Below are 22,050 nucleotides of genomic sequence, written 5' to 3'. Positions count from 1 at the left end.
TCGGCAATTTCCTTGGCGGTCTCATCTGATCGTTGCACATGAAGTGACGAACACCGGAAGCGACCGAGCCCAGCCCTGCGCAATCGCCGTGACCGCACGAGAAGCCATGGGCAAGCGCAGACTGATTGCCATCGCTGATCGCGGGTACTACAGCAGCCAAGTCCTCAAGGACTGCGAAGACGCAGGCGTCGCTGCGGAGCTGCCAGTCGGCGGCTTACTGCTGCTTCAGGCAACGCGGCGACGACAGGCCCACCAAGCGCCTTGCGCCAGCAGGGCTGCGACGACAGCACCGGCATAGGCGACGAAGAGGCTGGTGGCACCCAGCGTCTGGCTCAGGAAAAAGAAGAAGCCAACGAAGCCTAACAACCCGGCTGTCATCCCCTTCAGGACCTGACGAGCAGCGTCGGCTCCGACGCTCCGATGAGCAAACAGGGCCAGAACCGCCCCGATGATTGGAAACGAAGCCAGAACACCGCTGGCGGCTGGGCCGAGCCTGGTCGCCGATAGAGTGATAAGGCCGACGAGGACCGCAATCGCAACCATTCGGGCTGGAAGGTCCCACCGAGGAAGTCGAATCTGCGCCGGCCGCACATTGGTCACAGGCATGAGCCGGAGGGCCACAGCCATCGCGACAAGTGCAGCGGCCGTCAGCGCGATGGGCGGCAGCTGAAGCTCCTGGAGGCCGGCCGCAACGAACAGAAATGCTGCGGACGCGCATGCGATTGCCGCGACAGCGCCTCTGTCGGCAACCGAGCAATAGGCCAAGCAGAACCCCGCCTGCGCAGCTGTGGCAACCAGCGACCCAGAGGCCGCCTGCTGAGAGAACGCCGGCCCTTGCTCGACGGCAAGGAAAAAAGAGATTGGGCCAGACGTCAGCGGCAGCCCCACAAGGAAGCCGCCCGCAGTCTCGCCCCAGCGTCTGACCGCGAGGGTCGCCGCGAGCATGAGGACCGGCGCCGTTGCCAACTTCACCAACAAGAGGCTCATGGCTTCAACCTCAAGCGTTCAATGCGTGGGAAGCGTAGTCCCCATGAGCACGAACAGGGCACTGCAGGCGCGATTGAACCGCTTGCCAGTGCGAGCAAGCCAGGGCCGTATACGCGTCGCCCCTGCCGCAATCCCGTACTCCACAGCGAACTCTGTGAATGAGTACGTGAGTGCGATGACGACGAACTGAAGCAACAGGCTCCGCTGCGCGTCGATGAACTGCGGAAGGAGCGCCGTGAAGAACAGGACCGACTTGGGATTCGTGATTCCGGTCAGGAACCCCTGCCGGAACAGCGAGGAGCCGCGAGCATCGGCAGCAACCTGAAGGTCCAAAGAGATGGCAGGAGCGCGCCAGAGTTTGACGCCCAGCCACACCAAGTACGCGCCGCCAACCCACTTCAACACGAGCAGCCAATGCGCCGAGGTCTGAAGCAATGCCCCGATACCGAAGAGACATGCGGCAATGATGATGACGAAGCCGATGAGCCCACCGACGATGGTGAACAGCGTTCGACGGCTGCCGTACAAGGCACCATGGGAGAGAACCAAAAGGCAGTTTGGCCCTGGCGAGAGCGACATCCCAATCGAGGTCAGGAGAAAGAGGAGCCACGTATGAAGTGCCATGCCAATACGGTCAGCGGCCAGGCTTCCGCATGAGCGGAAGTTGTGTGCTGAACTTCGTTGTCGAGAGGACGATGTCGCTCGAATAACTCTCCAAATCGAGAGCATCACCGAGCTGCTGCTGCGCAAACTCTTGGTACTCGGGGAGCGACCGGGCGCAGATGACCAACACGAAATCCGTCTCCCCCGCCACGCAGTAGCACTGCAGAACCTCCGGCAGCGCCTTCACCTTGCGCTCGAACGCCTGGTTAGCCCCCCGCGATGTGTCCTTCAAGGTCGCTCGGACGATGACGAGGATGGGCCAACCCACTTTCTCGTGGTCCAGCAGCGCCACCTGTTGCCTGATGGCGCCGATGTCCCGCAGCCGCCGCACGCGCTTCAAGCACGCGGATGCGGAAAGGTTCACCTGTTCCGCGAGCACTTGGTTCTGGATGCTTGCGTCCTCCTGCATCGCAGCGAGGATGAGCTGGTCGATTCGATCCAAGGTCATGTCAGCCATTTGCGCAAGTTTGGTTGATTCGCGGGGAAATTTGCAGGCGTCATCGACGCCGACAACGACAGCCAATTCTCCCGGCCACCTCATAGCATGTGCTCTCGGCGAAGGCACGGAGCATCGAATGCACTTTCAAAGGCGCCTCGCCGCTTCGAAAACAACGTGCTTGACCCATGGACTGGAGACTTGCTTTGACGGTGGTCGCCCGGCACCTTCGCCGCGACCCAGCTGACCTTTCATGGTGTGCGTGGACCACATTCGAGCGCCTGGAAATGGACGTTGGATACTGGAGCGCGCCCGTTCCCATGCTCGACGAACTCACGGCAACTGGGGTGAGGTCATGCCGTTCGTGGACTGCGCCAGTGTGCTATTGCCAAATTGCCCATCTCATCGTTCCGCGACGATTTGCCGTTGCTTGCCGCGATGGTGCGACTGCGAGCTGGGTAGAGAGCCAGCAGGACATCGTGGGGCTGTCCAAGCGACTTGACTGCCTAGGCGTTCCTCACGCCTTGGGCACCCGCGCGCTGGAGTTCAAGCTGTACTAGCGGCCATGAGTCTGCTGCGATGGCGCATGGACGGCGAACTTCAGCGTTCGCTGCAGAGCCGACGTCGTCCCCGGGGTGGAGGCGGCCATCCCCATCTTGCGAGGGTCCCTACACCCCCGCCAACACAAACCTCGACTTCCCCGACTGCTTCGCCTGGTACATCGCCGCGTCGGCCTGTTCCAGCAGTGCGTCGCAATCGGCCGGCTCCTCCGCTGGCGACGACGGCGCCGACGCGCCGCCGATGCTTGCCGACACCGACACCCGCAGCCCACCGAGCTCGAAGGGCTCCGACAACGCCTGCACCAGCTTGGCCGCGACCTTGGCCGCACCCCGTTGTCCGGGGTGCACCAGCGCGACGGCGAATTCGTCGCCGCCCAGCCGCGCCACCAGGTCCCCTGCCCTCACCGCCGCGCGCAAGCGCTGCGCGGCCTCCTTCAGCAGCAAGTCGCCGACGCTATGTCCGTGCGTGTCGTTGACCTCCTTGAAGCCGTCCAGATCGACATAGAGCACCGCCACGCTGGTCCCGTTGCGGCGCGCGAGCGCCAGCTGCTGCTGCACCATCTGCCGGAACAGCGAGCGATTCGCCAGCCCCGTCAGCGCGTCGTGATTCGCCTCGTGCTGCGCCGCGTCCAGCAGTCGCGCCGCGTGCGTCAACGCGCGCCCTACCCGATCGACTTCCACCACGCCCAGTGGGGGCACCTCCACCGCCACGCCCGTGCCCAAGGCCAGCGCCGGCTGCGTCAAGGCCTGGACCGCGCCGGCGATCCGGCCGCCGATCCGCCACGCCAGCAGCAGGCTGCCCGCGATCGTCAGCATGAAGCCGCCCACCAGCCACGCCAACGCCCGCGTCAATGGCAGCCGCAGGCTCGCGCTCGGCACGCTGATGCCCACCGCCCACCCCGACGATTCCGTCCGCACGAACGCCGTCTGCACCGCGACCCCATCGAGGCTGGTCGTGTCCATCAGCCCCTCCCACTGCCCGCGCAGCTTGAGCAGCAGGTCCCGCGGCGCCTCGACGCCGAAGTAGCGCTCCGCCCCCCGCGTGCGCGCCACGACGCGACCCTCGCGGTCATACACCGTCGCGAGCCAGTCCGGGTCCATCTGCTGCAACGCCAGCAGGTCTCTCAAGCGGTCCGGCGCAAGCCGCGCGCGCAGCGCTGTCGCGCCTTGAAGCTGTGCCGCCTTGTCCGCCGGCAAGGGCACCGAGACCTCGATCAACTGCTCGGGCGAAAGCTCTCCGGAAAGCGACGCCATCGCCTCGGTGGGCGCCGACACCGGCCTCGGCGCCACCGCGGGCGACGACGCGCCGGACGCGCCCGCGACCACCGTCGAGCCATGCCGGGGCTGGCGGATGTCCATCACCAGGTTGCCGGCGGAATCCTCCAGCCGCAGCCCGGAGGCGTGCAGCAGCGGCATCGCCTCCCGCGCCTCGAGCGAGAACGCCGCGAGCCCGTCGCCCGGCGGCAGCTGCGAGGCCGCCAGGACGCGCAGGCCGGATTCGACCCCGCTCAGGTCCCGGTCCACCGCGGCCGCGATGGCGCGCGCGGTGTTCAGGCGGTCGCCGGCCTTCACGTCCCGCACGCGCTGGAAGTCCAGCAGCACCAGCGCCAGCGTCATCACGGCCACCGGCATGACGGCGGCGATGACGAGGAACACCAACCGCGACCGGATGGTCGGCGGCGTCGCCTCATAAACGGAACTGAGCAGCGTGGTCAGCAGGAACAGCGTCGCCAGGCCCGCGATCACGAAACCCAGCCAGGCGCCGCCCATGCCGTCGGCCAGCGCGCCGCAGATGCCGCCCTCCGGGAAATTGGCCGCTGCCATCCCGGTGTAATGCATGCCTACGATCGCCGCGCCCATGACGACGGCGCTCGCCGACTTCTTCCAGGGTCCGGTGACGATGGTCTCGTGCCGCAGCCGGAAGCAGATCAGCAGCGCCGCCGTCGAGGCCGCCACCGCCAGCACCACGGACAGCGCGAACAGCGCCGGGTCGTAGCGGATGCCGGGCTGCATCCGCATCGCCTCCATGCCGAGGTAATGCATGCAGGCGATGCCCAGCCCCATCAGCGTGCCGGCGATCAGCAGCCGCCGCCGTCCCAGGCTGGGCCGCGCGATCGTGTGCAGCGCCAGCGCCGAGGACAGCGCCGCCACCGCGAGGGACGCCAGCGTGACCGGCACGTCATAGGCCAGCGCGATGGGCAGCGAGAACGCCAGCATGCCCACGAAGTGCATGGCCCAGATGCCGGTGCCCATCGCCAGCGCGCCGCAGGCGAGCCACAGCGCCATGCGCACCGGCGACCCGGCGGCCGCGACCACCCGCGTCGCCATGTCCAGCGCGACGAACGAGGCGATCACCGCCGTCACGATGGACAGCGCCACCAGCTGCGGGTCGTAGACGCCCGTCACGGTGTCAGGGCCCCGGAAGTCCGGGACGCCCGTGGAATCGATGCATGACTGGTTCCTCCCCCCTGGCATGCCGCCCGTCGCCGGGCCCTCGAAGGTTGATCGGGGCCCAGGCCGGCGTCACGCCGCGCGCGTCGCCTTTTTCGGCTTCGCCGCCGCGTCGTTCAGCGCGGCGGCGGCCTTGAACAGCGCCTTGAGCGCCTGCTCGTCCACCGGGTCGCCCTGGCGGATGTCGATGGCGCGGCGCACGTTGCCATCCAGGCTGGAATTGAAGAGCCGGGCCGGATCGGCCAGCTTCGCGCCCTTCGCGAAGGTCATCTTCACGACCTCCTTGTAGGTCTCCCCGGTGCAGATCTGGCCGTTGCGTTCCCAGACCGGCGTGCCCCGCCACTTCCAGGTCTCCTCGACGCCGGGCACCGCCTCCTTCATCAGCCGGCGCAGCCGCGCCAGCATCTCGCCGCGCCAGTCGCCGAGTTCGGCGATGCGGGCATCGATCATCGCGGCGGCATCGACGGCGCCGGCCGCTTCGGTCGTCGTGGTCGTGGTGGGCATGTCGTCCTCCGCTCAGTTCTTCAGTTGCTGGATACGGATCATGTTGCCGGCCGGGTCGCGCACGCCGAAGTCGCGCACGCCATAGGGCTGGTCGGTGGGCTCCTGCACGATCTCCGCGTCCTGCGACTGCAGGCGCTGGAAGGTCGCGTCCAGGTCCTTCGCGCCGAGCAGCAGCATCGCGAAGGTGCCCTTGGCCATCATCTCGGCGATGGTGCGCTTCTCGTCGTCGGTGACGCCGGGGGTCGCGTTCGGCGGGAACAGCACGATGGAGGTGTCGGGTTTGCCCTTGGGGCCGATGGTGATCCAGCGATTGCCGCCGAAGGCGACGTCCTTGCGGATCTCGAAGTCCAGGCCGTCGCGGTAGAAGGCCAGCGAGGCCTCGGCGTCGGTGTGCGGCAGGAAGGTCGAGTGGATGGTGATGTCCATGTGAATCTCCAGATTGGTTGCGGTCAGCGTGGTCGGCGGCCGTCGCCGCCGGGGTTCCGGACCCATGCGACGCAGTCTAGGTGGGCTGTTTCTCGGGCGCTTCTCGATTCCTGATCGGACGCGTCACCTGCTTGGCCACGCAGGACGGCAGGCCCTCGCCCTCGCGCGCGGCGTCGCGGCGGTAGGCGCTCGGCGGGACGCCGACGAGCTCGGTGAAACGCGTGCTGAAGGTACCCAGCGAGGCGCAGCCGACCTCGAAGCAGACCTCGGTGACGCTGAGGTCGCCGCGGCGCAGCAGCGCCATGGCGCGCTCGATGCGGCGCGTCATCAGGTAGGCGTAGACGGACTCGCCGTAAGCCAGGCGGAACTGCCGGCTCAGGTGACCGGAGGACATGTGCACGCCCGCGGCCAGCGCCTCGACGTCCAGCGGCTGGGCGTACTCGCGATCGATCCGGTCGCGCACGCGGCGCAGGCGGGCGAGGTCGCGCAGGCGGGTGTCGGGCGAAGGGTCGGCGGCGGCAGGCATCCGGGCATCCTACCCAGCGCCACGCGAGGAACTCAAGCCGCGAACTCGGGACCATCCCGGAGGCGCCCGTGCCGGAAGTCAGACGGTCCCGTCAGAACAGCGCCCGCCGCATCGACTGCGCATAGTCCGCCTGGAATCTGCGCGCAGCGGCACGCCCGGGCGGCGCGAGGTCCAGCGCCGGCGTTCGCGGCGGCGCGTCCGCCGGCGCCTCGGCCGACGGTGCGGCGGGCTCGGCGGGCGCGGTCGCAGCCATGTCGCAGCGCAGCTCCAGCCCCGGCGAGCGGCGGTGCGCGCTCAGCCGCCAGCCGTGGGCCGCGGCGATCTCGGTGCAGATCGCCAGGCCCAGGCCCGCGCCCTGCTCGCGCCGGTCGACGCCGCGCCAGAAGCGCTCGAACAGCCGCGGCAGATCTTCCTCGGCCACGCCCTTGCCGCAGTCCAGCACCGAGAACCCGTCGGGGCTCACGGCCAGCGTCACCACGCCGCCCGGCGGGCTGTGCTGGATCGCGTTCTCGACCAGGTTTTTCAGCAACGTGAACAGCGCGCCCCGGTCCGCCTGCCAGAAGCGCAGCTCCGGGCTCAGCCGCAGACCCAGCGTCACGCCACGCTGCCCGGCCACCCGCTCCATGAAGTCGAAAACCTCGCGCACGGCGGGCTTGGGATCGATCGCCTCGACCCGGTAGTTGCGCTGCTCGCTGGCTTCGGCCAGCAGCAACAGCTGCTGCACCTGGCGCGCGACACGGTCGACGTCCTCCAGGATCTGCTCGCGCCACACGCCCGGCTCTGCCAGTTCCACCTGCGCGCGGATCAGCGCCAGCGGCGTCTTCAACTCATGCGCCGCGTTCGAGAGGAACTCCTGCTGCGTCTTGAAGCCCCCCTGCAGCCGGTCCAGCGCCGCGTTGAAGGCCTCGACCAGCGGCCGCAGTTCGCGCGGCTGGCCGGCGGCCGGCAATCGCTGATCGAGCGTGCGCGGCGCGATGCGGCGTGCCGCGCTGGAAGCCTCGCGCACCGGCTGCAGCGCCTGCCGCAGCGCCAGGTGAATCGTCACGAAGAAGACCAGCACGAAGGTCGCCGCCAAGGCCATGAGGCCCTGGCGCAGGACGTCCAGCCCGATCGACTCGCGCATCTGCAGCACCATGCGGTCACTGACCGCGAACTGGACGAACAGCCGCTTGCCCGCGTGCTCGCGCGGAATCGTCACGCCATGCATGGCCACGCCGCGGTGCGTGAAGGTGAAGGACTGGCGCCAGGGCTCGAAGCCCTTGCCGTTCCGGGTGAGCACCGCCGTCTCGCCGTCGGTGGCATAGATGGCGCGGCCGCTCGCGTCGATGACCCGCAGCAGGACCTCCGCCCGGAAGCTCTCGAAGAGCCAGGGCTCGATCTTGGCCTCGTCGAAGCCGCTCGGACGCCCCGCAGCATCGAAGCGCATGTGCCGGGCCAGCGCGGCGCCGTTGTCCTCGATCTGATCGCGCAGCACCCAGCGCGTGAACGGCTCCCACAGCACGGTGGACGCCAGGCCCACCAGCAGCGCGCTGAGCACCATGCTGGCCGCCAGCACCGCCAGCACCCGGTTGCGCAGGCTATTCGGCCACCGCATCTTGAAGCGCATATCCATGGTTCCGGAGATTGACGATGCGCAGGCTCGATCCGAGCGACGCCAGCTTCTTGCGCAGGCGGTGCAGCGCGACGTCGAGCGCATTCGGCGTCACCGCGTCGGACAGCCCCCAGGCCGCCGCCTCCAGCGCCGCGCGCCGGACCGTGCGCCCCTGCTGCTGCACCAGCGTGATCGCGATCTGCAGCTCCGCCGGCGCCAGCGCCACCGAGGCGCCCCCGCGCAGCAGCAGCGCCTCGCCGACGTCGACCTCGATGTCGCCGAACAGGGCGCGCGGCGGGCGCACCGCCGCCGGGCGGCGCATCAGCGCCCGCACCCGCGCCACCAGTTCCTCCATCGGAAAGGGCTTGGCGAGGTAATCGTCGGCACCGGACTCCAGGCCCTCGACCCGGTCGTGGAGCGCGTCCCGCGCGGTCAGCATCAGGCAGGGCGTGCCCTGCCGCTCGGCCCGCAGGCGCTTGACCAGCGCCAGTCCGTCGCCGTCGGGCAGGCCCCGATCGATGACCAGCGCCGCGTAGCCGACCTCGCGATGCGCGACCCAGGCCGCCTCCATCGCATGAAAGACGTCCGTCGGGATGCCGGCGGCCTGCAGGGCCTGACGGATCAGTCCGGCAAGCCGGACGTGATCCTCCACCAGGGCGATTCGATTCATGGGGAGAGGGGGCCGAAGCGGCACATGGTAAGGGAGGCAGGGAGGCAAGGGATGGCCATCGTCCGCTCCAGCGCCTTACCCGTTTCTTACCGGAGCAACACGGCGGCTGCCCCCTCCCCCCGGTCGTCGCTCAAGCGACCTCGGCCGGCACCCGCTGGTGGTACTGGACGACGGCCACCCCGTCCCGGATGGCCTGCTCGTAGACGCCGAGCATGCCCAGCGCCTCGCGCAGGTCGTCGCGGATCGCGGCGGAGGCGATGACGGCCTCGTCGTCGTTGCACAGCGCGCCGTCCTCGTCATCGTCGCGCTTGAGGCGGTAGACGAGTTCGGCCACGACCGCCGCATGCTCGATGCGCTCGCGCAGCGTCTTCATCGCCAGGCCGACGGTGATGTCGCTGCGCGGGACGAAATACTCGACGCAGGCGGGCTCGAACCGGCTCAGCGAGGGATACATCCGCGAGCTGTAGAGGAAGGCCTCGAACTCCTCGCGCGTCATGCCCTCCAGGGGACGGATCTGCTCGAGGACCTCCTGCATGAACAGCAGCTTCGGGGGACGCGGTGGCGTCGGCGGCGGGGCCGGCGGAGGCGCGCTGGCGCCGCGGGCCGCCTTGGGCAGGTCGCGCTCGTCGAGCCCGTCGAACTCGTTGCGCTCGTCGGGCTCGTCGGCCTCGTCGAGCAGTGCCGCGGCGGCGGTGACGGGACAGCCGGACGGCGTCATCGGGACGGCCGGAATGGCCGGGGCGGAGGGAGAGAGGGACATCGTGGACATGGACAGCTCCAGTTCGGATCGGATCAATGCATAGGCATCACCTTCGTGGGGATGACAGGGACCGCATCAGCGACGCGGGGGATGAATCTTCAGCGTGGCCGGCGCAAGACCTGGCACGAAAAGATCAATGAAATCGATTCGATGAAACCGTCGGCATGAGCGCCACACCAGTCCTCGTGGGGCGACCGACTTGTCTCGGTGGGACCTGCGACGAGAGCCACTCGCTTGAGGCGGCTCAGCGGAATCGCACGACCGCCTCGAACCCCGGCTCGGCATTGCGCAACTCGAGCCGGCTGCCGTGCGCCTCGGCCACGAGCCGGCACAGCGACAGCCCCAGGCCCACGCCGCCTTCGCTGCGCGCGCGCGCCTCGTCGGGGCGGAAGAAGGGCTGGCCGAGCTGCGCGAGCGCCTCGGGCGGCACGCCGGGGCCGTGGTCGCGCACGGTGAGCCGCGCGCCGTCGCCATCGCGCTCGACGCTGACCCGCACCGGGCCGGTCGCCGCGTCGTTGTGCCGCAGCGCGTTGTGCACCAGGTTGCGCAGCAGCAGTTGCACCCGCATCCGGTCCAGCTGCAGCACGGGCAGGTCGGGATCGATGCTGAGCGTGACGCCGGGCTGGTCCTGCTCGCGCGCCAGCGCGCCGAGGTCGCAATCGCCGACCTGCAGCGCGCGATGCCCGCTGCCCAGCCGCTCGCTCTCCAGCAGGGCCGAGATCAGCTCCCGCATCTGCGCCAGCTCGTCCAGCAGCGCCGCCTTCGAGGCCCCCTCGTCGACCAGCTCCGCGTGCAGCCGCGCGCGCGTCAGCGGGCTGCGCAGCTCATGGCTGATCGCCAGCAGCAGGGCGCGCTTGCCGTCGAGCATGGCCTGGATGTCCTGGGCCATCTGGTTGAAGCGGTGCGCCAGGTCGCCGATCTCGTCGCGGTGGCGGATGGGCACGCGATGCGCGAGGTCGCCGCGCCCGAACGCCTCCGCGCCCGCCGCCAGCTCGCGCAGCGGCGCCACCAGGCGGCGGATGCCGCCATAGGCCAGGCCGGTCACCAGCAACAGCAGCGGCACGGCCCAGAGCCATCCGTACTCGACCTTCATCGAGGCCCACAGGATCGCGCTGCCCGCGCAGGCCAGCACGACGAAGATCGCGATCAGCCGCGCGCCCAGCGAATGCTTGAAATGCGCATGGTGGCGATGCCACCGCTGGTGCCAGCGGTTGCGCGCCCGCATGTGCCAGCGCCAGCCGCGCCCCCGCGGGAACGGGCCGCCCATGGCCTCCATCTCCGCCCAGCGCCTCATCTTGTCCAGGCGCTTGCGGTGGTGCCGGAGCCGTTCCTCGTGCAGGCGCAGCCACCAGGCGTCGCGCCGCGCGTGCCAGCGCGGATCGCCGCAGCGGGGGTCGCCCCACTCGCCGGGACCGCCGGGGCCGTCCGGGCCGGCCGATCCGGCCGCACCGCGCGGGCGCCGTTCCCACGGCGCATCGCGGTCATTGCCGTCATTGCCGTCATTGCCGTCATTGCCGTCATGGCGGTCATCGCGGTCGCCTCGCCGGTCCAGCCGGTCCCACCAATGGTCGTAGGGGTGACGCGGTCCCTTCATGACCCGCCCTCCCCGCCGCCGGACGCCGCACCGCCCGCCACCGGCAACGCGAAGCAGTAGCCCGCGTTGCGCAGCGTCTTGAGCGCCTCCAGCGGCTCGAGCTTGCGACGCATGCGGCTCACCAGGATGTCCACCGCCCGGGTGAACAGGTCGGCCTCCTGACCGCGCAGCCGGTTCAGGATCTCGTCGCGGGAGAACACCCGCCCGGGCTCGCGGGCGAGCATCACCAGCAGCTCGTATTCGGTGCTGGTCAGCTCGACGGGGCCAGTGCCGGCCGTGACCAGGCGGCGCGCGGTGTCGATCTCCAGCCCCTCGAAGCGCAGCAGCGTCGCCGGCGCGACCGCCGCCGGCGCCAGGCGCGTGCGGCGCAGGATGGTCTGCAGGCGCGCGGCCAGCTCGCGGGGCTCGAAGGGTTTGGCCAGGTAGTCGTCCGCGCCCAGCTCCAGGCCCACCACCCGATCGGTCAGGTCGCCCCGCGCGGTCAGCATCAGGATCGGGATCTCGCGCCACGGCTCGCTGCCGCCGCGCACGCGCTTGCAGAAGGCGAAGCCGTCCATCTCCGGCAGCATGCCGTCGAGGATCAGCGCGTCGAAGCGCTCCTCGGCCAGCCGCGCCAGCGCGGCGCTCGGCCGCGTCACGGCGCTCAGCGCGAAGTCGAAACGCGCCAGGTAGCTCGCCAGCGGCGCGGCCAGCGCCTCGTCGTCGTCAATCAGCAGCAGTCGGTGCATCGTGCCGTCCATTGTGCCCAGCCGCCGGGCCCGGGGAGCCCTCGGCGCCCGCGGCGCGCGTGTGCCGGACCAGCGTGATGGCGCGCTCCGGGCAGGCTTTCACGCAGTGGCCGCAGGCCCGGCAGGCGTCGGCATTCGGCGTGAAGGCCTGCTGCCAGCCGTGCGCATAACCGCGCAGCTTGCCGAAGAGGCTCAGTTCCTTGCGGCGCTCCGCCGGCAAGGTGCCGACCGAGAACACGCCGTAGGGGCAGACCTCGACGCAATCGCCCTTGCCTTCGCAGCGGTTGCGGTCAATGACCGGCCGCAGCAGCCCCGGAGGCTGCCGGCAGTCGCGGCCGTCCATCAAAGGCCCCGGTCGTTGGCAGCGCCGTGACCGTCGCGACGGTCGTGGCCACCCCGGCCCCCATCCCGCCCGGCGCGGCGGCGAAGCCGGCGCAACAGGAAACGCAGCATCTGCTGCTGGTCGAAGTCGAGCGCGTCGAAGAAATCGCCGACGGCCGCCACCAGCGCGGGACCGGTCGCCCGCAGCGCCTCGACCTGGCCGTCGAAGAGTTCCTGCGCTTCCTCGCGGCGGAAGTTGTCGCTCTCGATCAGCCGGGCGACCTCCGGACCACGGGCCAGCGCCTTGACCGCGCGCCGCGCCGTGCCGAGCTGGTCGACCAAGCGCTCCAGCAGCTCGGCCTGGCTGTCGTTCAGGTCCAGAAAGGCGCGGGCCCGGGCTTGCAGCCGCCCGCCGCGGCGACCGTGGGCATCGGGTCCCAGGCCCCCGCCGAAGCCGCCCCACCCATCACCGCCGTGGTGACCAGGGCCACCGTGGTGGCGGTGGCGGCCATGTCGGAATTGCTCGCGTCCGAGCCCGCCCCAGCCCCACGGGAAACCGCCGAAACCGGCGAACCGGTGCCAGGGGCCGTGGACGGGCAGCGGGCCGTAGAAGCCATCGTCACACACAGGGCCGAAAGGACCGAAGCGACCATCGTGGCCGAAGTGAGCGTGCTGACGTTCATGGTGGTGGCTCCAGCGTCGAAACAGGTGCATGGTGCGGTTCCTTGGTAAAGCCCGGTTGTCCGGGCGGTGAATCCATGTCGCCATGATTCCCATGCCGCCTCGTCGGGGCATCTCACCGCGGTATCGCTGCTTTTCGTTTTGTATCGCCCCCTGCCCACCCGACGGAATGCCTCCAAGGGGGGAGGCAGCGCCTCTGCTGACACGACGCGTCAGGGGTCCGGTTTTCGACATCCCCCGCCCGGGCGACGGTTCTCCCCCTCTCGGCTGTCCCCCGTTCCGCGCGCCCGGAACGGGGATCGCCGGAGCCATGGCCCTCTACAATCGCCGGCTCCGTGTCCCTCGCCTAGATGACACCGCCTCGCGGCGGAGCGCCCCCATGACCGAACTCGCCAAGTCCTTCGAACCCGCCTCTCTCGAAGCCCATTGGGGCCCGCTGTGGGAGTCCAAGGGCCTCTACGAGCCGACGCTCGATCCGGCCAGGCCGTCGTTCAGCATCCAGCTGCCGCCGCCCAACGTCACCGGCACGCTGCACATGGGCCACGCGTTCAACCAGACCATCATGGACTCCCTGACGCGCTACCACCGGATGCGCGGCCACAACACGCTGTGGGTCCCGGGCACCGACCACGCCGGCATCGCCACGCAGATCGTCGTCGAGCGCCAGCTGCAGGGCCAGGGCCAGAGCCGCCACGACCTGGGCCGCAAGAACTTCGTCGCCCGCGTCTGGGAATGGAAGCAGCAGTCCGGCTCCACCATCACGCAGCAGATGCGCCGCATGGGCGACTCGGTGTCCTGGGGCCACGAGTACTTCACGATGGACGACAAGCTGTCGACCGTCGTCGTCGACACCTTCGTCAAGCTCTTCGACGAAGGCCTGATCTACCGCGGCAAGCGCCTGGTCAGCTGGGACCCGATCCTGAAGTCCGCCGTCTCCGACCTCGAGGTCGAGAGCGAGGAGGAGGAAGGTTCGCTGTGGCACATCCGCTATCCGCTGGCCGAGGGCCGCGAGTCGCTGGTCGTGGCGACCACGCGGCCCGAGACCATGCTGGGCGACACCGCGGTGATGGTCCACCCCGAGGACGAGCGCTACAAGCACCTGATCGGCCAGCAGGTGAAGCTGCCCATCACCGGCCGCCTGGTGCCGGTGATCGCCGACGAGTACGTCGACAAGGCATTCGGCACCGGCGTCGTCAAGGTCACGCCGGCCCACGACACCAACGACTACCAGGTCGGCCAGCGCCACCAGTTGCCGATGCTGACCATCTTCACGCTGGACGCGACCGTCGTCGACACGATGGACGAGATCCCGGCCGAGTACCGCGGCCTGGACCGCTTCGCGGCGCGCAAGGCGATCGTCAAGGCGCTGGAGGAGCAAGGCCTGCTGGTCGAGGTCAAGAAGCACAAGCTGATGGTGCCGCGCTGCACGCGCACCGGGCAGATCGTCGAGCCGATGCTGACCGACCAGTGGTTCGTCGCCACCAGCAAGCCGGGCAAGGACGGCAAGTCCATCGCGCAGAAGGCCATCGACGTGGTCGCCAGCGGCGAGGTCAGGTTCGTGCCCGAGAACTGGGTCAACACCTACAACCAGTGGATGGGCAACATCCAGGACTGGTGCATCTCGCGCCAGCTCTGGTGGGGCCACCAGATCCCGGCCTGGTTCGGCACGGGCGGTGAGATCTTCGTCGCCCATGACGAGGCCGAGGCGCAGGCCAAGGCCACCGCCGTCGGCTACACCGGCCCGCTCAAGCGCGACGAGGACGTGCTGGACACCTGGTACTCGTCGGCGCTGGTGCCGTTCTCGACGCTGGGCTGGCCGGCCAAGACGCTGGAGCAGGACCTGTTCCTGCCGTCGTCGGTGCTGGTCACCGGCTACGACATCATCTTCTTCTGGGTCGCCCGGATGATCATGATGACGACGCACTTCACCGGCAAGGTGCCCTTCAAGCATGTGTACATCCACGGCCTGGTGCTGGACGCGCAGGGCAAGAAGATGAGCAAGTCCGAGGGCAACGTGCTGGACCCGGTCGACCTGATCGACGGCATCGAGCTGGCCCCGCTGCTGGACAAGCGCACCCAGGGCCTGCGCAAGCCCGAGACCGCACCCAAGGTCCGCAAGGCCACCGAGAAGGAATTCCCCGAAGGCATCCCCGGCTACGGCGCCGACGCGCTGCGTTTCACCTTCGCGGCGATGGCGACGCTGGGCCGCAGCGTCAACTTCGACAGCAAGCGCTGCGAGGGCTACCGGAACTTCTGCAACAAGCTGTGGAACGCCACCCGCTTCGTGCTGATGAACACGCAAGGCCAGGACTGCGGCCTGGTCGAGCACACGAAGGAGCAATGCGCGCCGGGCGGCAGCGCGCACGGTTACCTGCAGTTCTCGCAGGCCGACCGCTGGATCGTCAGCGAGCTGCAGCAGGTCGAGCAGGCCGTCGCGCAGGGCTTCGCCGACTACCGCCTGGACCAGGTCGCCAACGCGATCTATTCCTTCGTGTGGGACGAGTACTGCGACTGGTATCTGGAGCTGGCCAAGGTGCAGCTGCAGACCGCGCAGGCCGAGGGCAACGAGGCTGCGCAGCGCGGCACGCGCCGCACGCTGATCCGCGTGCTCGAGACCATCCTGCGTCTGCTGCACCCGATCACGCCCTTCATCACCGAGGAACTCTGGCAGACCGTCGCGCCGATCGCCGGCCGCAAGTCCACCGACTACCTGGTGACCGCGCCCTACCCGGTCGCGCAGCCCGAGCGCATCGACCCGCAGGCCATCGCCTGGGTCGAGCAGCTCAAGGCCGTGGTCGGCACCTGCCGCAGCCTGCGCGGCGAGATGGGCCTGAGCCCGTCCGACCGCGTGCCGCTGCTGGCCGGCGGCGACCTGTCCTTCCTGCGCGAGGCCGCGCCGGCGCTGAAGGTGCTGGCCAAGCTGCAGAGCGTCGAGCTGATCGAGGACGAGGCCGCCTTCAACCAGCAGAGCGCGATGTCGCCGGTGCTGGTGCACGGCGCGGCGCGCCTGGCGCTGAAAGTGGAGATCGACGTCGAGGCCGAGCGCGCCCGCATCGCCAAGGAGATTGCCCGCCTGGAAGGCGAGGTCGCCAAGGCCAATGCCAAGCTGGGCAATGAGAGCTTCGTGGCGCGCGCCCCGGCGGCCGTCGTGGAGCAGGAACGTCAGCGCATCGCCGACTTCAGCGCCACCGTGGTTCGGCTAAAAGATCAGGCAGCGCGCCTGGGTGGGTCGGCCTGAATTCGGCCTGCGTCGCGGGCGTGGACAGGATCTCCGAGATCCGCCGCGCCACGCTCCACGCGGCGCGCATCCGTGACTCCCGGGTCGTCGCCGCCACGCGCGGCGTGACCTGCAGACCGGGCGCCCCATGCAAGGGGCGCCCGGCTTCCATCAGGCCGGGCTCCATCAGGTCCAGCCACGCGGCCAGCAATCGGCCGCCATGCAGCGCGTCCGCCAGCGCCTGTTCGTCGAACAGGGCCGAGTGCGAGGTCGACACCAGCACCTGAGACGGCTTGCAGAAGTTCAGCACCCGCTCGCCGATCAGGCCGCGGTAGCGCGGGAAATACGCCAGCTGCACGCTGACGCCGTCGGCGGCCTGCATCAGCTCGCGCAGTCCATAGGGTTCGATGCCCCACTGCGCCCAGAGCGGATCGGCATGGTGCAGGCTGGGGTCATAACCGATCACCCGCGCACCAAACACCGGCAGCAGCGTGGCGAGCTGGCGCGCCGAGGGCGTCAGGCCCACCAGGCCGATGGTGGCGCAACCGAGCTCGCGCCCCACCCACTGGCCGTCCGCGCCCTGCACCGGCACGCGGCGCAGCAGCGCCAGCAAGGCGCCGATGACGAACTCCGCTTCGGCCGAGGCCGCCGCGGTCGGCGCGCGCACCACTTCGATGTTGGCGGCGCGGCAGGCTTCCAGATCGATGTTCTCCGCGCCGGCGCCGATGCGTCCGACGGCACGCAGTCGCGGCGCGCGGCGGACCGTGTCCGCATCCAGCGCGACGGAGGCGGGCAGGAAAATTGCCTGGGCCTGCGCAACATGCTCTCTCAGCGTCAGCGGCGCGTCCGCCGGCTCGGGGGCGACCTGCACGGCATGGCGCTCCGCCAGCCATTCCAGGACGTCTGCCTCCAGCGGTTCCAGGACTAGCACTGACATGAGGGGTTTGGAGAGGATTGTTTGATTTTCTTTCAGTAGCGCCATGCAAGAATGCCGGCGCAATTACCGTTGGAGTGTACGTAAATGGCCCTCATCAACAAGGCAATCTTCCCGGTTGCTGGACTTGGCACTCGCTTCCTGCCCGCCACCAAGGCGCAGCCCAAGGAGATGCTGCCGGTGGTCGACAAGCCGCTGATCCAGTACGCAGTGGAGGAGGCCTACGCGGCCGGCATCCGCCAGATGATCTTCGTGAATGGACGTAACAAGCGCGCCATTCCCGATCACTTCGACACCGCATTCGAACTCGAAACCGAACTCGAGGCCGCCGGCAAGAAGGAACTGCTCGCGCTGGTCCATTCGATCAAGCCCGACGACATGGAGTGCATCTACATCCGCCAGCCCAAGGCCCTGGGCCTGGGCCACGCGGTGCTGTGCGCGCAATGCGTGGTCGTCAACGAGCCCTTCGCGGTGCTGCTGGCCGACGACCTGATGGTGGGCAAGCCGCCGGTGCTCAAGCAGATGGTGGACCAGTTCTCCGAATGGCAGGCCTCCATCCTGGCCGTCCAGGAGGTGCCCGCCGAGCACACCAAGCGCTACGGCATCGTGGCCGGCTCGGCCATCAGCGACCGCCTGATGGACCTGACCCACATGGTCGAGAAGCCCAATCCCGAGGACGCGCCGTCGCGCCTGGGCGTGGCCGGCCGCTACATCCTGACGCCGGGCGTGTTCCGCGAGATCGCCACGCAGCCGCGCGGCGTCGGCGGCGAGATCCAGCTGACGGACGGCATCGCCGCGCTGATGCGCCGCGAGAAGGTCTTCGCCTTCCGCTACGACGGCAAGCGCTACGACTGCGGCAGCAAGGAAGGTTTCCTGCAGGCCAACGTCGAACTCGCGCTGGACCACCCGCAACTGGGCGCCAGTTTCCGCGAATACCTGAAGACGCTGGAAATCTGACCGTGCTGAACTTCTGACGGCAGGACTTCCCGTCACTGTCCCGTCATGAAGCACGAAGGCCACGCAACGCGTGGCCTTCTTCGTTTCCGGATCCGCGCTCAGCGGCGCTTGAGCACGTGGATGAACTCGTCGCCGGCGCTGGTCTGCTCGACCAGCTCATTGCCGGTCTGGCGCGAGAAGGCCTGGAAGTCGCGCATCGATCCCGGGTCGGTCGCGACCACCTTGAGCAGCTGGCCGCTTTCCATTTCCGCCAGCGCCTTCTTGGCCTTGAGGATGGGCAGCGGGCAGTTCAGTCCGCGGGTGTCGAGTTCCTTGTGGATGTCCATGTGTATGTCCTGACCGGCGCGCGCACCGGCGATGTGGCGGATTCTAGTCAGCCCGGCTCAGCTGCGCGGCGCCATCCACTTCGGCTCGAGGCCGCGGCCGCGCAGCCAGTCCGCCAGCGCCTGGCCGGTCCCGGCGGGCCAGCATTCGAGCTGCTCCGGCGGCGTCAGCGAGTACTCGACCAGCTCCGGCGACAGCGTGACCTCGCCGCGCGCCGGCACGTGGTACGCGATGATGACCTGGTTCTTCTTCTGGAAGTCGTAGACACCGATCAGCGTCGCGCCGAGCGCCTCGAGCGAGGTCTCCTCCAGCACCTCGCGCCGGATGCCCTCCTCCGGCGACTCGCCGGCCTCCATGAAGCCGGTGATCAATCCGAAGAAGCGCCCCGGCCAGGCGGCGTTGCGGGCGAGCAAGACCTGGCCCTCGCGGTCGATGCACTCGACCACCGCCGCCAGCACCGGCGTCGGATTGTTCCAGTGGGTGAAGTCGCAGCGAGGGCAGCGCAGCCGGGTCTTGGGGCCGCCGTCCTCCGGCAGTTCGATCCACGCCAGTTCGCTGGCGCATTGCGGGCAGAAGCGGAAGGTCATGGGCAAAGGCGCGCGGCGCCGTCGGGTCACGATCCGGCGATCATCCCCGATCGCCGGCCGCCCGTCAGGCAGTCAGGCCCTCAGCCCTCCGACCATCAAGCCGGGAACACGCCGGTCGACAGGTAGCGGTCGCCGCGGTCGCAGACGACGAACACGATCGTCGCGTTGCTCACCTGGCGGGCGATCTGCATCGCGACCCAGCAGGCGCCTGCGGCCGAGATGCCGCCGAACAGGCCTTCCTCGCGGGCCAGCCGGCGGGCCATGTCCTCGGCATCGGACTGGCCGACCAACACCAGCTCGTCCACCGTTTCCGGGCGGTAGATCTTGGGCAGGTAGGCCGGCGGCCACTTGCGGATGCCGGGGATGCGCGAGCCCTCCGCCGGCTGCGCGCCGACGATGCGCACTTCCGGGTTCTGCTCCTTCAGGAAGCGCGACACGCCGGTGATGGTGCCGGTCGTGCCCATCGCGCTGACGAAGTGGGTGACGCGGCCGCCGGTGTCGCGCCAGATCTCGGGACCGGTGGTCTCGTAATGGATGCGGGGGTTGTCGCCATTGGCGAATTGATCGAGCACGCGGCCCTTGCCGTCGCGCTGCATCTGCTCGGCCAGGTCGCGGGCGTATTCCATGCCGCCGGAGCGCGGCGTCAGGATCAGTTCCGCGCCGAAGGCCTTCATCGTCTGCGCGCGCTCGACGGAGAGGTCCTCCGGCATGATCAGCACCATCCGGTAGCCGCGGATCGCCGCGGCCATCGCCAGCGCGATACCGGTGTTGCCGGAGGTCGCCTCGATCAGCGTGTCGCCGGGCTTGATCTCGCCGCGCTCCTCGGCGCGCCGGATCATGCTGATGGCCGGACGATCCTTGACCGAGCCCGCCGGGTTGTTGCCCTCCAGCTTGGCCAGCAGCACATTGCCGCGCGCGGCCAGCGCCGGGCCCAGCACGCGTTGCAGCCGCACCAGCGGCGTGTGGCCGATGACGTCTTCCAGGGTCGGATAGCTCGTGGGATCGAAGGCGCTTGCATCACTCATAGCCGCGCATTCTCTCAGTCGGCGTATGGCTGTGGTGGCATAATGCCTTTTCTTTCGCGGCCCCTCTGGCTCTGTCCACGACGAAGCTTCAGTTGACGGCCCGCACAGCGGCCCCAGCGTCGATCCGACCGGGGCCGCGTTGCTGATGACGCCCGGATGGCGAAATCGGTAGACGCAGGGGACTCAAAATCCCCCGCCGCAAGGCGTGTCGGTTCGAGTCCGACTCCGGGCACCAAGCCTCTTGGTCCCTCCCGTCATCAGCAACCTCTCGTGAACGCCCGCTGCGAACGATGCTTCGTTCCCACCGCAGTCCCGGCGTCATCGGGGCCAGTGCTTGCCCTCATCAAGCTTGGATACACTCGCCCGATCGTCCTGCCCCCAACGACGGGGGTCAGGATTCGCCGGTGGCGCCGCAGGGCGCCTTTCCTCTGTCTCCCCCCGAAGACGCGCCGCGATGCCATTCATTCCACCGGTCACCAAGGCCTTCATGCTGATCTGCGTGGGCCTGTTCTGCCTGCCCATCGTCGTGCCCTCGCTGGCGATGCTGAACTTCCAGATGGCGCTGTGGCCGCTGAACACCGGCCGCTTCGAGCCCTGGCAGCCGCTGACCTACGCCTTCCTGCACGGCGACGCCTGGCACCTGTTCTTCAACATGCTGGGCCTGTGGATGTTCGGCTCGGAGCTGGAAGCGCTGTGGGGCGGCAAGCGCTACGCGCAGCTGCTGGTGGCCAGCGCGCTGACGGCCGCCGCCGCCCAGCTCGTGTTCACGCTGCTGATCGGCTCGGGCGCGCCGACGGTGGGCGCCTCGGGCGCGCTCTTCGGCCTGCTGCTGTCCTACGGCTTGATGTTCCCGGACCGGATCATCATGCCGCTCTTCCCCCCGATCCCGATGAAGGCCAAGGTCTTCGTCGCCATCTTCGGCGCGATCGAACTGGTGGCCGGCCTGATGGGCTCGAGTGGTATCGCCCACTTCGCCCACCTGGGCGGCATGCTGGGCGCCTGGCTGATGGTGAACTACTGGCGCGGCGGACGGCGGCGCTGAAGCCGGCCCGGACGCTCAACCCTCGACGGTTCTCCTCGGCGACTCCCCCGCGGCGGTCAGCGCTCGACCGCCAGCAGCCCCTCGCTCGGCGTCGGATAACGCAGCCGCAGGCGCAGTTCGCGCTTGAGCCGGCGGTTGTCCATCCGGCGCGATTCATTCATGAAGCTCATCTGCATCGGCGAGAACACTGCCGACGCCTGCGCGCGCGCGACCCGCGCCGGCGGCGCCAGGCCGCACAGCGCGGCGGCCAGATCGAAGTAGTCGCCCATCAGCAGCTCGCTGTCGTCGCTCGCGTGGATCACCCGCTGCGCCGGCCCGCGCATCAGCGCCAGCAGGCAGGCGCGCGCCAGGTCATCGGCCTGGATGTGGTTGGTGTAGACGTCGTCCTCGCGCGCCAGCACCGGCAGGCCCTTGCCCAGCCGCTCGCGCGGATGACCGCCGGCGCGGTCGAACGCATAGATGCCGGGCACCCGCAGGATCGTCACCGGACAGCCGGTCGCCCGCCCCCACTGGCGCAGCTGCGACTCGGCATCGACGCGGCGCCAGGCGCGCTCGTTGGACGGATTCGGACGGCGCGTCTCATCGATGCGCGCGCCGCCGCAGTCACCGTAGACGCCGCTGGTGCTGGCATAGACCAGGTGCCGCGGCGCCCCCGAGCGCGACAGCGCCTGCAGCAGGCGCCGCGTGCGTTCGTCGGTGCGTCCCTGCGCGGCCGGCGGCGCCAGGTGCAGCACCCGGTCCGCCAGGCCGGCGAGGCGGCCGAGCGTGGCCGCGTCGTCCAGGTCGCCGATCAGCGGGATCGCGCCCGCGGCGCGCAGCGCGCCGACGCGCGCGGCGCTGCTGGTCAGCGCGAAGACCGTCCAGCGCCCGGCCAGCAGCCGCAGCACGCGCAGGCCGACGTCGCCGCAGCCGACGATCAACAGGCGGCCGCGGCGGGCGCGACGGGGAGCGGCGGACGAAGCGGACGGGGAACCAGGCATGGCGAGGGGCGCTGCGGGGCTGGGGCAAAATGGCGGGCCAGTTTACGGCTGGCACGGCTCGCGCCCCGGTCTCCGGACCGCGCGGG

General features: G+C 69.4%; 22 protein-coding genes, 1 tRNA gene and 1 pseudogene. 5 read left to right on the top strand and 19 right to left on the bottom strand.

Annotated elements, in window-relative coordinates:
• Nucleotides 1–16 precede the first annotated feature (16 nt).
• Nucleotides 17–205: pseudogene (locus ACTJKJ_RS11485) on the top strand (IS5/IS1182 family transposase); the annotation flags it as partial.
• A gap of 20 nt (nt 206–225) precedes the next feature.
• On the opposite strand, the gene ACTJKJ_RS11480 reads toward ACTJKJ_RS11485, so the two are convergent.
• The 14 genes from ACTJKJ_RS11480 to ACTJKJ_RS11415 form a co-directional block, all read right to left on the bottom strand.
• Nucleotides 226–987 carry a hypothetical protein gene (locus ACTJKJ_RS11480; protein WP_440820504.1) on the bottom strand — a complete coding sequence of 254 codons (762 nt, stop codon included), beginning with the start codon at nt 985–987 and terminating at the stop codon, nt 226–228.
• Between the two features lie 18 nt (nt 988–1,005).
• The gene (locus ACTJKJ_RS11475; RefSeq protein WP_440820503.1) at nt 1,006–1,611 is read right to left on the bottom strand and encodes a LysE family translocator; all 606 of its coding nucleotides are present in this window, start codon (nt 1,609–1,611) and stop codon (nt 1,006–1,008) included.
• Between the two features lie 10 nt (nt 1,612–1,621).
• Nucleotides 1,622–2,107, bottom strand: coding sequence for an Lrp/AsnC family transcriptional regulator (locus ACTJKJ_RS11470; RefSeq protein ID WP_297381772.1), 486 nt, complete (start codon nt 2,105–2,107; stop codon nt 1,622–1,624).
• A 647-nt stretch (nt 2,108–2,754) separates the two neighbouring features.
• Nucleotides 2,755–5,052: a diguanylate cyclase domain-containing protein gene (locus ACTJKJ_RS11465; RefSeq protein WP_440820502.1), complete on the bottom strand. Its 2,298-nt coding sequence runs from the start codon at nt 5,050–5,052 to the stop codon at nt 2,755–2,757.
• Nucleotides 5,053–5,169: 117 nt separating this feature from the next.
• On the bottom strand, nt 5,170–5,601 hold the full coding sequence (locus ACTJKJ_RS11460; RefSeq protein ID WP_440820501.1) for a DUF1801 domain-containing protein: 432 nt from the start codon (nt 5,599–5,601) through the stop codon (nt 5,170–5,172).
• A 12-nt stretch (nt 5,602–5,613) separates the two neighbouring features.
• Entirely contained in the window at nt 5,614–6,027 is a 414-nt protein-coding gene (locus ACTJKJ_RS11455) for a VOC family protein (protein ID WP_091733323.1), read from the bottom strand.
• Nucleotides 6,028–6,103: 76 nt separating this feature from the next.
• Nucleotides 6,104–6,553, bottom strand: coding sequence for a helix-turn-helix transcriptional regulator (locus ACTJKJ_RS11450; RefSeq protein ID WP_091733320.1), 450 nt, complete (start codon nt 6,551–6,553; stop codon nt 6,104–6,106).
• A gap of 91 nt (nt 6,554–6,644) precedes the next feature.
• The gene (locus tag ACTJKJ_RS11445; RefSeq protein ID WP_440820500.1) at nt 6,645–8,147 is read right to left on the bottom strand and encodes an ATP-binding protein; all 1,503 of its coding nucleotides are present in this window, start codon (nt 8,145–8,147) and stop codon (nt 6,645–6,647) included.
• Nucleotides 8,131–8,814 (bottom strand): response regulator transcription factor, encoded by a 684-nt coding sequence (locus ACTJKJ_RS11440; RefSeq protein ID WP_183480343.1) that lies wholly within the window; start codon nt 8,812–8,814, stop codon nt 8,131–8,133. Before ACTJKJ_RS11440 ends, ACTJKJ_RS11445 begins: the two co-directional genes overlap by 17 nt.
• 130 nt (nt 8,815–8,944) lie before the next feature.
• Nucleotides 8,945–9,583, bottom strand: a complete 639-nt coding sequence (locus ACTJKJ_RS11435) for a hypothetical protein (protein WP_297381778.1) — start codon at nt 9,581–9,583, stop codon at nt 8,945–8,947.
• A 235-nt stretch (nt 9,584–9,818) separates the two neighbouring features.
• Complete coding sequence (locus ACTJKJ_RS11430; protein ID WP_440820499.1) at nt 9,819–11,168, bottom strand: sensor histidine kinase; 1,350 nt, start codon at nt 11,166–11,168, stop codon at nt 9,819–9,821.
• The gene (locus ACTJKJ_RS11425; RefSeq protein ID WP_091733871.1) at nt 11,165–11,896 is read right to left on the bottom strand and encodes a response regulator transcription factor; all 732 of its coding nucleotides are present in this window, start codon (nt 11,894–11,896) and stop codon (nt 11,165–11,167) included. Before ACTJKJ_RS11425 ends, ACTJKJ_RS11430 begins: the two co-directional genes overlap by 4 nt.
• A complete protein-coding gene (locus ACTJKJ_RS11420; protein ID WP_440820498.1) occupies nt 11,874–12,239 on the bottom strand; it encodes a 4Fe-4S dicluster domain-containing protein in 366 nt (121 codons plus the stop codon). Before ACTJKJ_RS11420 ends, ACTJKJ_RS11425 begins: the two co-directional genes overlap by 23 nt.
• On the bottom strand, nt 12,239–12,994 hold the full coding sequence (locus ACTJKJ_RS11415) for a hypothetical protein (RefSeq protein WP_440820497.1): 756 nt from the start codon (nt 12,992–12,994) through the stop codon (nt 12,239–12,241). Before ACTJKJ_RS11415 ends, ACTJKJ_RS11420 begins: the two co-directional genes overlap by 1 nt.
• Nucleotides 12,995–13,277: 283 nt before the next feature.
• On the opposite strand from ACTJKJ_RS11415, the gene ACTJKJ_RS11410 reads away from it, so the two are divergent.
• Nucleotides 13,278–16,136: a valine--tRNA ligase gene (locus tag ACTJKJ_RS11410; RefSeq protein WP_440820496.1), complete on the top strand. Its 2,859-nt coding sequence runs from the start codon at nt 13,278–13,280 to the stop codon at nt 16,134–16,136.
• On the opposite strand, the gene ACTJKJ_RS11405 is transcribed toward ACTJKJ_RS11410, so the two are convergent.
• Nucleotides 16,078–17,052: an NAD(P)-dependent oxidoreductase gene (locus ACTJKJ_RS11405; protein WP_091733303.1), complete on the bottom strand. Its 975-nt coding sequence runs from the start codon at nt 17,050–17,052 to the stop codon at nt 16,078–16,080. The two genes, ACTJKJ_RS11410 and ACTJKJ_RS11405, sit on opposite strands and share 59 nt — an antisense overlap.
• Nucleotides 17,053–17,136: 84 nt before the next feature.
• On the opposite strand from ACTJKJ_RS11405, the gene galU reads away from it, so the two are divergent.
• A complete protein-coding gene (gene galU, locus ACTJKJ_RS11400; protein ID WP_343640312.1) occupies nt 17,137–18,006 on the top strand; it encodes a UTP--glucose-1-phosphate uridylyltransferase GalU in 870 nt (289 codons plus the stop codon).
• A 98-nt stretch (nt 18,007–18,104) separates the two neighbouring features.
• On the opposite strand, the gene ACTJKJ_RS11395 is transcribed toward galU, so the two are convergent.
• The 3 genes from ACTJKJ_RS11395 to cysM all read right to left on the bottom strand — a co-directional run bounded on the left by ACTJKJ_RS11395 (nt 18,105) and on the right by cysM (nt 19,942).
• Nucleotides 18,105–18,332: a sulfurtransferase TusA family protein gene (locus tag ACTJKJ_RS11395; protein ID WP_091733295.1), complete on the bottom strand. Its 228-nt coding sequence runs from the start codon at nt 18,330–18,332 to the stop codon at nt 18,105–18,107.
• A 57-nt stretch (nt 18,333–18,389) separates the two neighbouring features.
• Complete coding sequence (locus ACTJKJ_RS11390; RefSeq protein WP_440820495.1) at nt 18,390–18,917, bottom strand: NUDIX domain-containing protein; 528 nt, start codon at nt 18,915–18,917, stop codon at nt 18,390–18,392.
• A gap of 95 nt (nt 18,918–19,012) precedes the next feature.
• Nucleotides 19,013–19,942, bottom strand: coding sequence for a cysteine synthase CysM (cysM, locus tag ACTJKJ_RS11385; protein WP_183480366.1), 930 nt, complete (start codon nt 19,940–19,942; stop codon nt 19,013–19,015).
• 150 nt (nt 19,943–20,092) lie between these two features.
• On the opposite strand from cysM, the gene ACTJKJ_RS11380 reads away from it, so the two are divergent.
• Together ACTJKJ_RS11380 and ACTJKJ_RS11375 are read left to right on the top strand one after the other, a co-directional pair.
• Nucleotides 20,093–20,177: transfer RNA gene (locus ACTJKJ_RS11380), tRNA-Leu, on the top strand.
• A 219-nt stretch (nt 20,178–20,396) separates the two neighbouring features.
• A complete protein-coding gene (locus ACTJKJ_RS11375; protein ID WP_183480368.1) occupies nt 20,397–20,984 on the top strand; it encodes a rhomboid family intramembrane serine protease in 588 nt (195 codons plus the stop codon).
• A gap of 56 nt (nt 20,985–21,040) precedes the next feature.
• On the opposite strand, the gene ACTJKJ_RS11370 is transcribed toward ACTJKJ_RS11375, so the two are convergent.
• Nucleotides 21,041–21,964: an NAD-dependent epimerase/dehydratase family protein gene (locus ACTJKJ_RS11370; RefSeq protein WP_440820494.1), complete on the bottom strand. Its 924-nt coding sequence runs from the start codon at nt 21,962–21,964 to the stop codon at nt 21,041–21,043.
• Between the last annotated feature and the right edge of the window lie 86 nt (nt 21,965–22,050).

This window comes from Roseateles sp. 22389 (assembly GCF_052044995.1).
GTDB lineage: Bacteria > Pseudomonadota > Gammaproteobacteria > Burkholderiales > Burkholderiaceae_C > Roseateles.
Note: the sequence above shows the minus strand (reverse complement) of the source record. Positions and strands in the feature narration are given on the sequence as shown.

Coding starts and splice junctions, on each gene's coding strand:
- ACTJKJ_RS11405 (WP_091733303.1), bottom strand. CDS start 17,052: ATGTCAGTGCTAGTCCTGGAACCGCTGGAGGCAGACGTCCTGGAATGG.
- ACTJKJ_RS11425 (WP_091733871.1), bottom strand. CDS start 11,896: ATGCACCGACTGCTGCTGATTGACGACGACGAGGCGCTGGCCGCGCCG.
- ACTJKJ_RS11480 (WP_440820504.1), bottom strand. CDS start 987: ATGAGCCTCTTGTTGGTGAAGTTGGCAACGGCGCCGGTCCTCATGCTC.
- ACTJKJ_RS11370 (WP_440820494.1), bottom strand. CDS start 21,964: ATGCCTGGTTCCCCGTCCGCTTCGTCCGCCGCTCCCCGTCGCGCCCGC.
- cysM (WP_183480366.1), bottom strand. CDS start 19,942: ATGAGTGATGCAAGCGCCTTCGATCCCACGAGCTATCCGACCCTGGAA.
- ACTJKJ_RS11375 (WP_183480368.1), top strand. CDS start 20,397: ATGCCATTCATTCCACCGGTCACCAAGGCCTTCATGCTGATCTGCGTG.
- ACTJKJ_RS11420 (WP_440820498.1), bottom strand. CDS start 12,239: ATGGACGGCCGCGACTGCCGGCAGCCTCCGGGGCTGCTGCGGCCGGTC.
- ACTJKJ_RS11455 (WP_091733323.1), bottom strand. CDS start 6,027: ATGGACATCACCATCCACTCGACCTTCCTGCCGCACACCGACGCCGAG.
- ACTJKJ_RS11440 (WP_183480343.1), bottom strand. CDS start 8,814: ATGAATCGAATCGCCCTGGTGGAGGATCACGTCCGGCTTGCCGGACTG.
- ACTJKJ_RS11435 (WP_297381778.1), bottom strand. CDS start 9,583: ATGTCCACGATGTCCCTCTCTCCCTCCGCCCCGGCCATTCCGGCCGTC.
- ACTJKJ_RS11445 (WP_440820500.1), bottom strand. CDS start 8,147: ATGCGGTGGCCGAATAGCCTGCGCAACCGGGTGCTGGCGGTGCTGGCG.
- ACTJKJ_RS11430 (WP_440820499.1), bottom strand. CDS start 11,168: ATGAAGGGACCGCGTCACCCCTACGACCATTGGTGGGACCGGCTGGAC.
- ACTJKJ_RS11470 (WP_297381772.1), bottom strand. CDS start 2,107: ATGGCTGACATGACCTTGGATCGAATCGACCAGCTCATCCTCGCTGCG.
- ACTJKJ_RS11395 (WP_091733295.1), bottom strand. CDS start 18,332: ATGGACATCCACAAGGAACTCGACACCCGCGGACTGAACTGCCCGCTG.
- ACTJKJ_RS11415 (WP_440820497.1), bottom strand. CDS start 12,994: ATGGGAATCATGGCGACATGGATTCACCGCCCGGACAACCGGGCTTTA.
- ACTJKJ_RS11390 (WP_440820495.1), bottom strand. CDS start 18,917: ATGACCTTCCGCTTCTGCCCGCAATGCGCCAGCGAACTGGCGTGGATC.
- ACTJKJ_RS11460 (WP_440820501.1), bottom strand. CDS start 5,601: ATGCCCACCACGACCACGACGACCGAAGCGGCCGGCGCCGTCGATGCC.
- ACTJKJ_RS11410 (WP_440820496.1), top strand. CDS start 13,278: ATGACCGAACTCGCCAAGTCCTTCGAACCCGCCTCTCTCGAAGCCCAT.
- galU (WP_343640312.1), top strand. CDS start 17,137: ATGGCCCTCATCAACAAGGCAATCTTCCCGGTTGCTGGACTTGGCACT.
- ACTJKJ_RS11475 (WP_440820503.1), bottom strand. CDS start 1,611: ATGGCACTTCATACGTGGCTCCTCTTTCTCCTGACCTCGATTGGGATG.
- ACTJKJ_RS11450 (WP_091733320.1), bottom strand. CDS start 6,553: ATGCCTGCCGCCGCCGACCCTTCGCCCGACACCCGCCTGCGCGACCTC.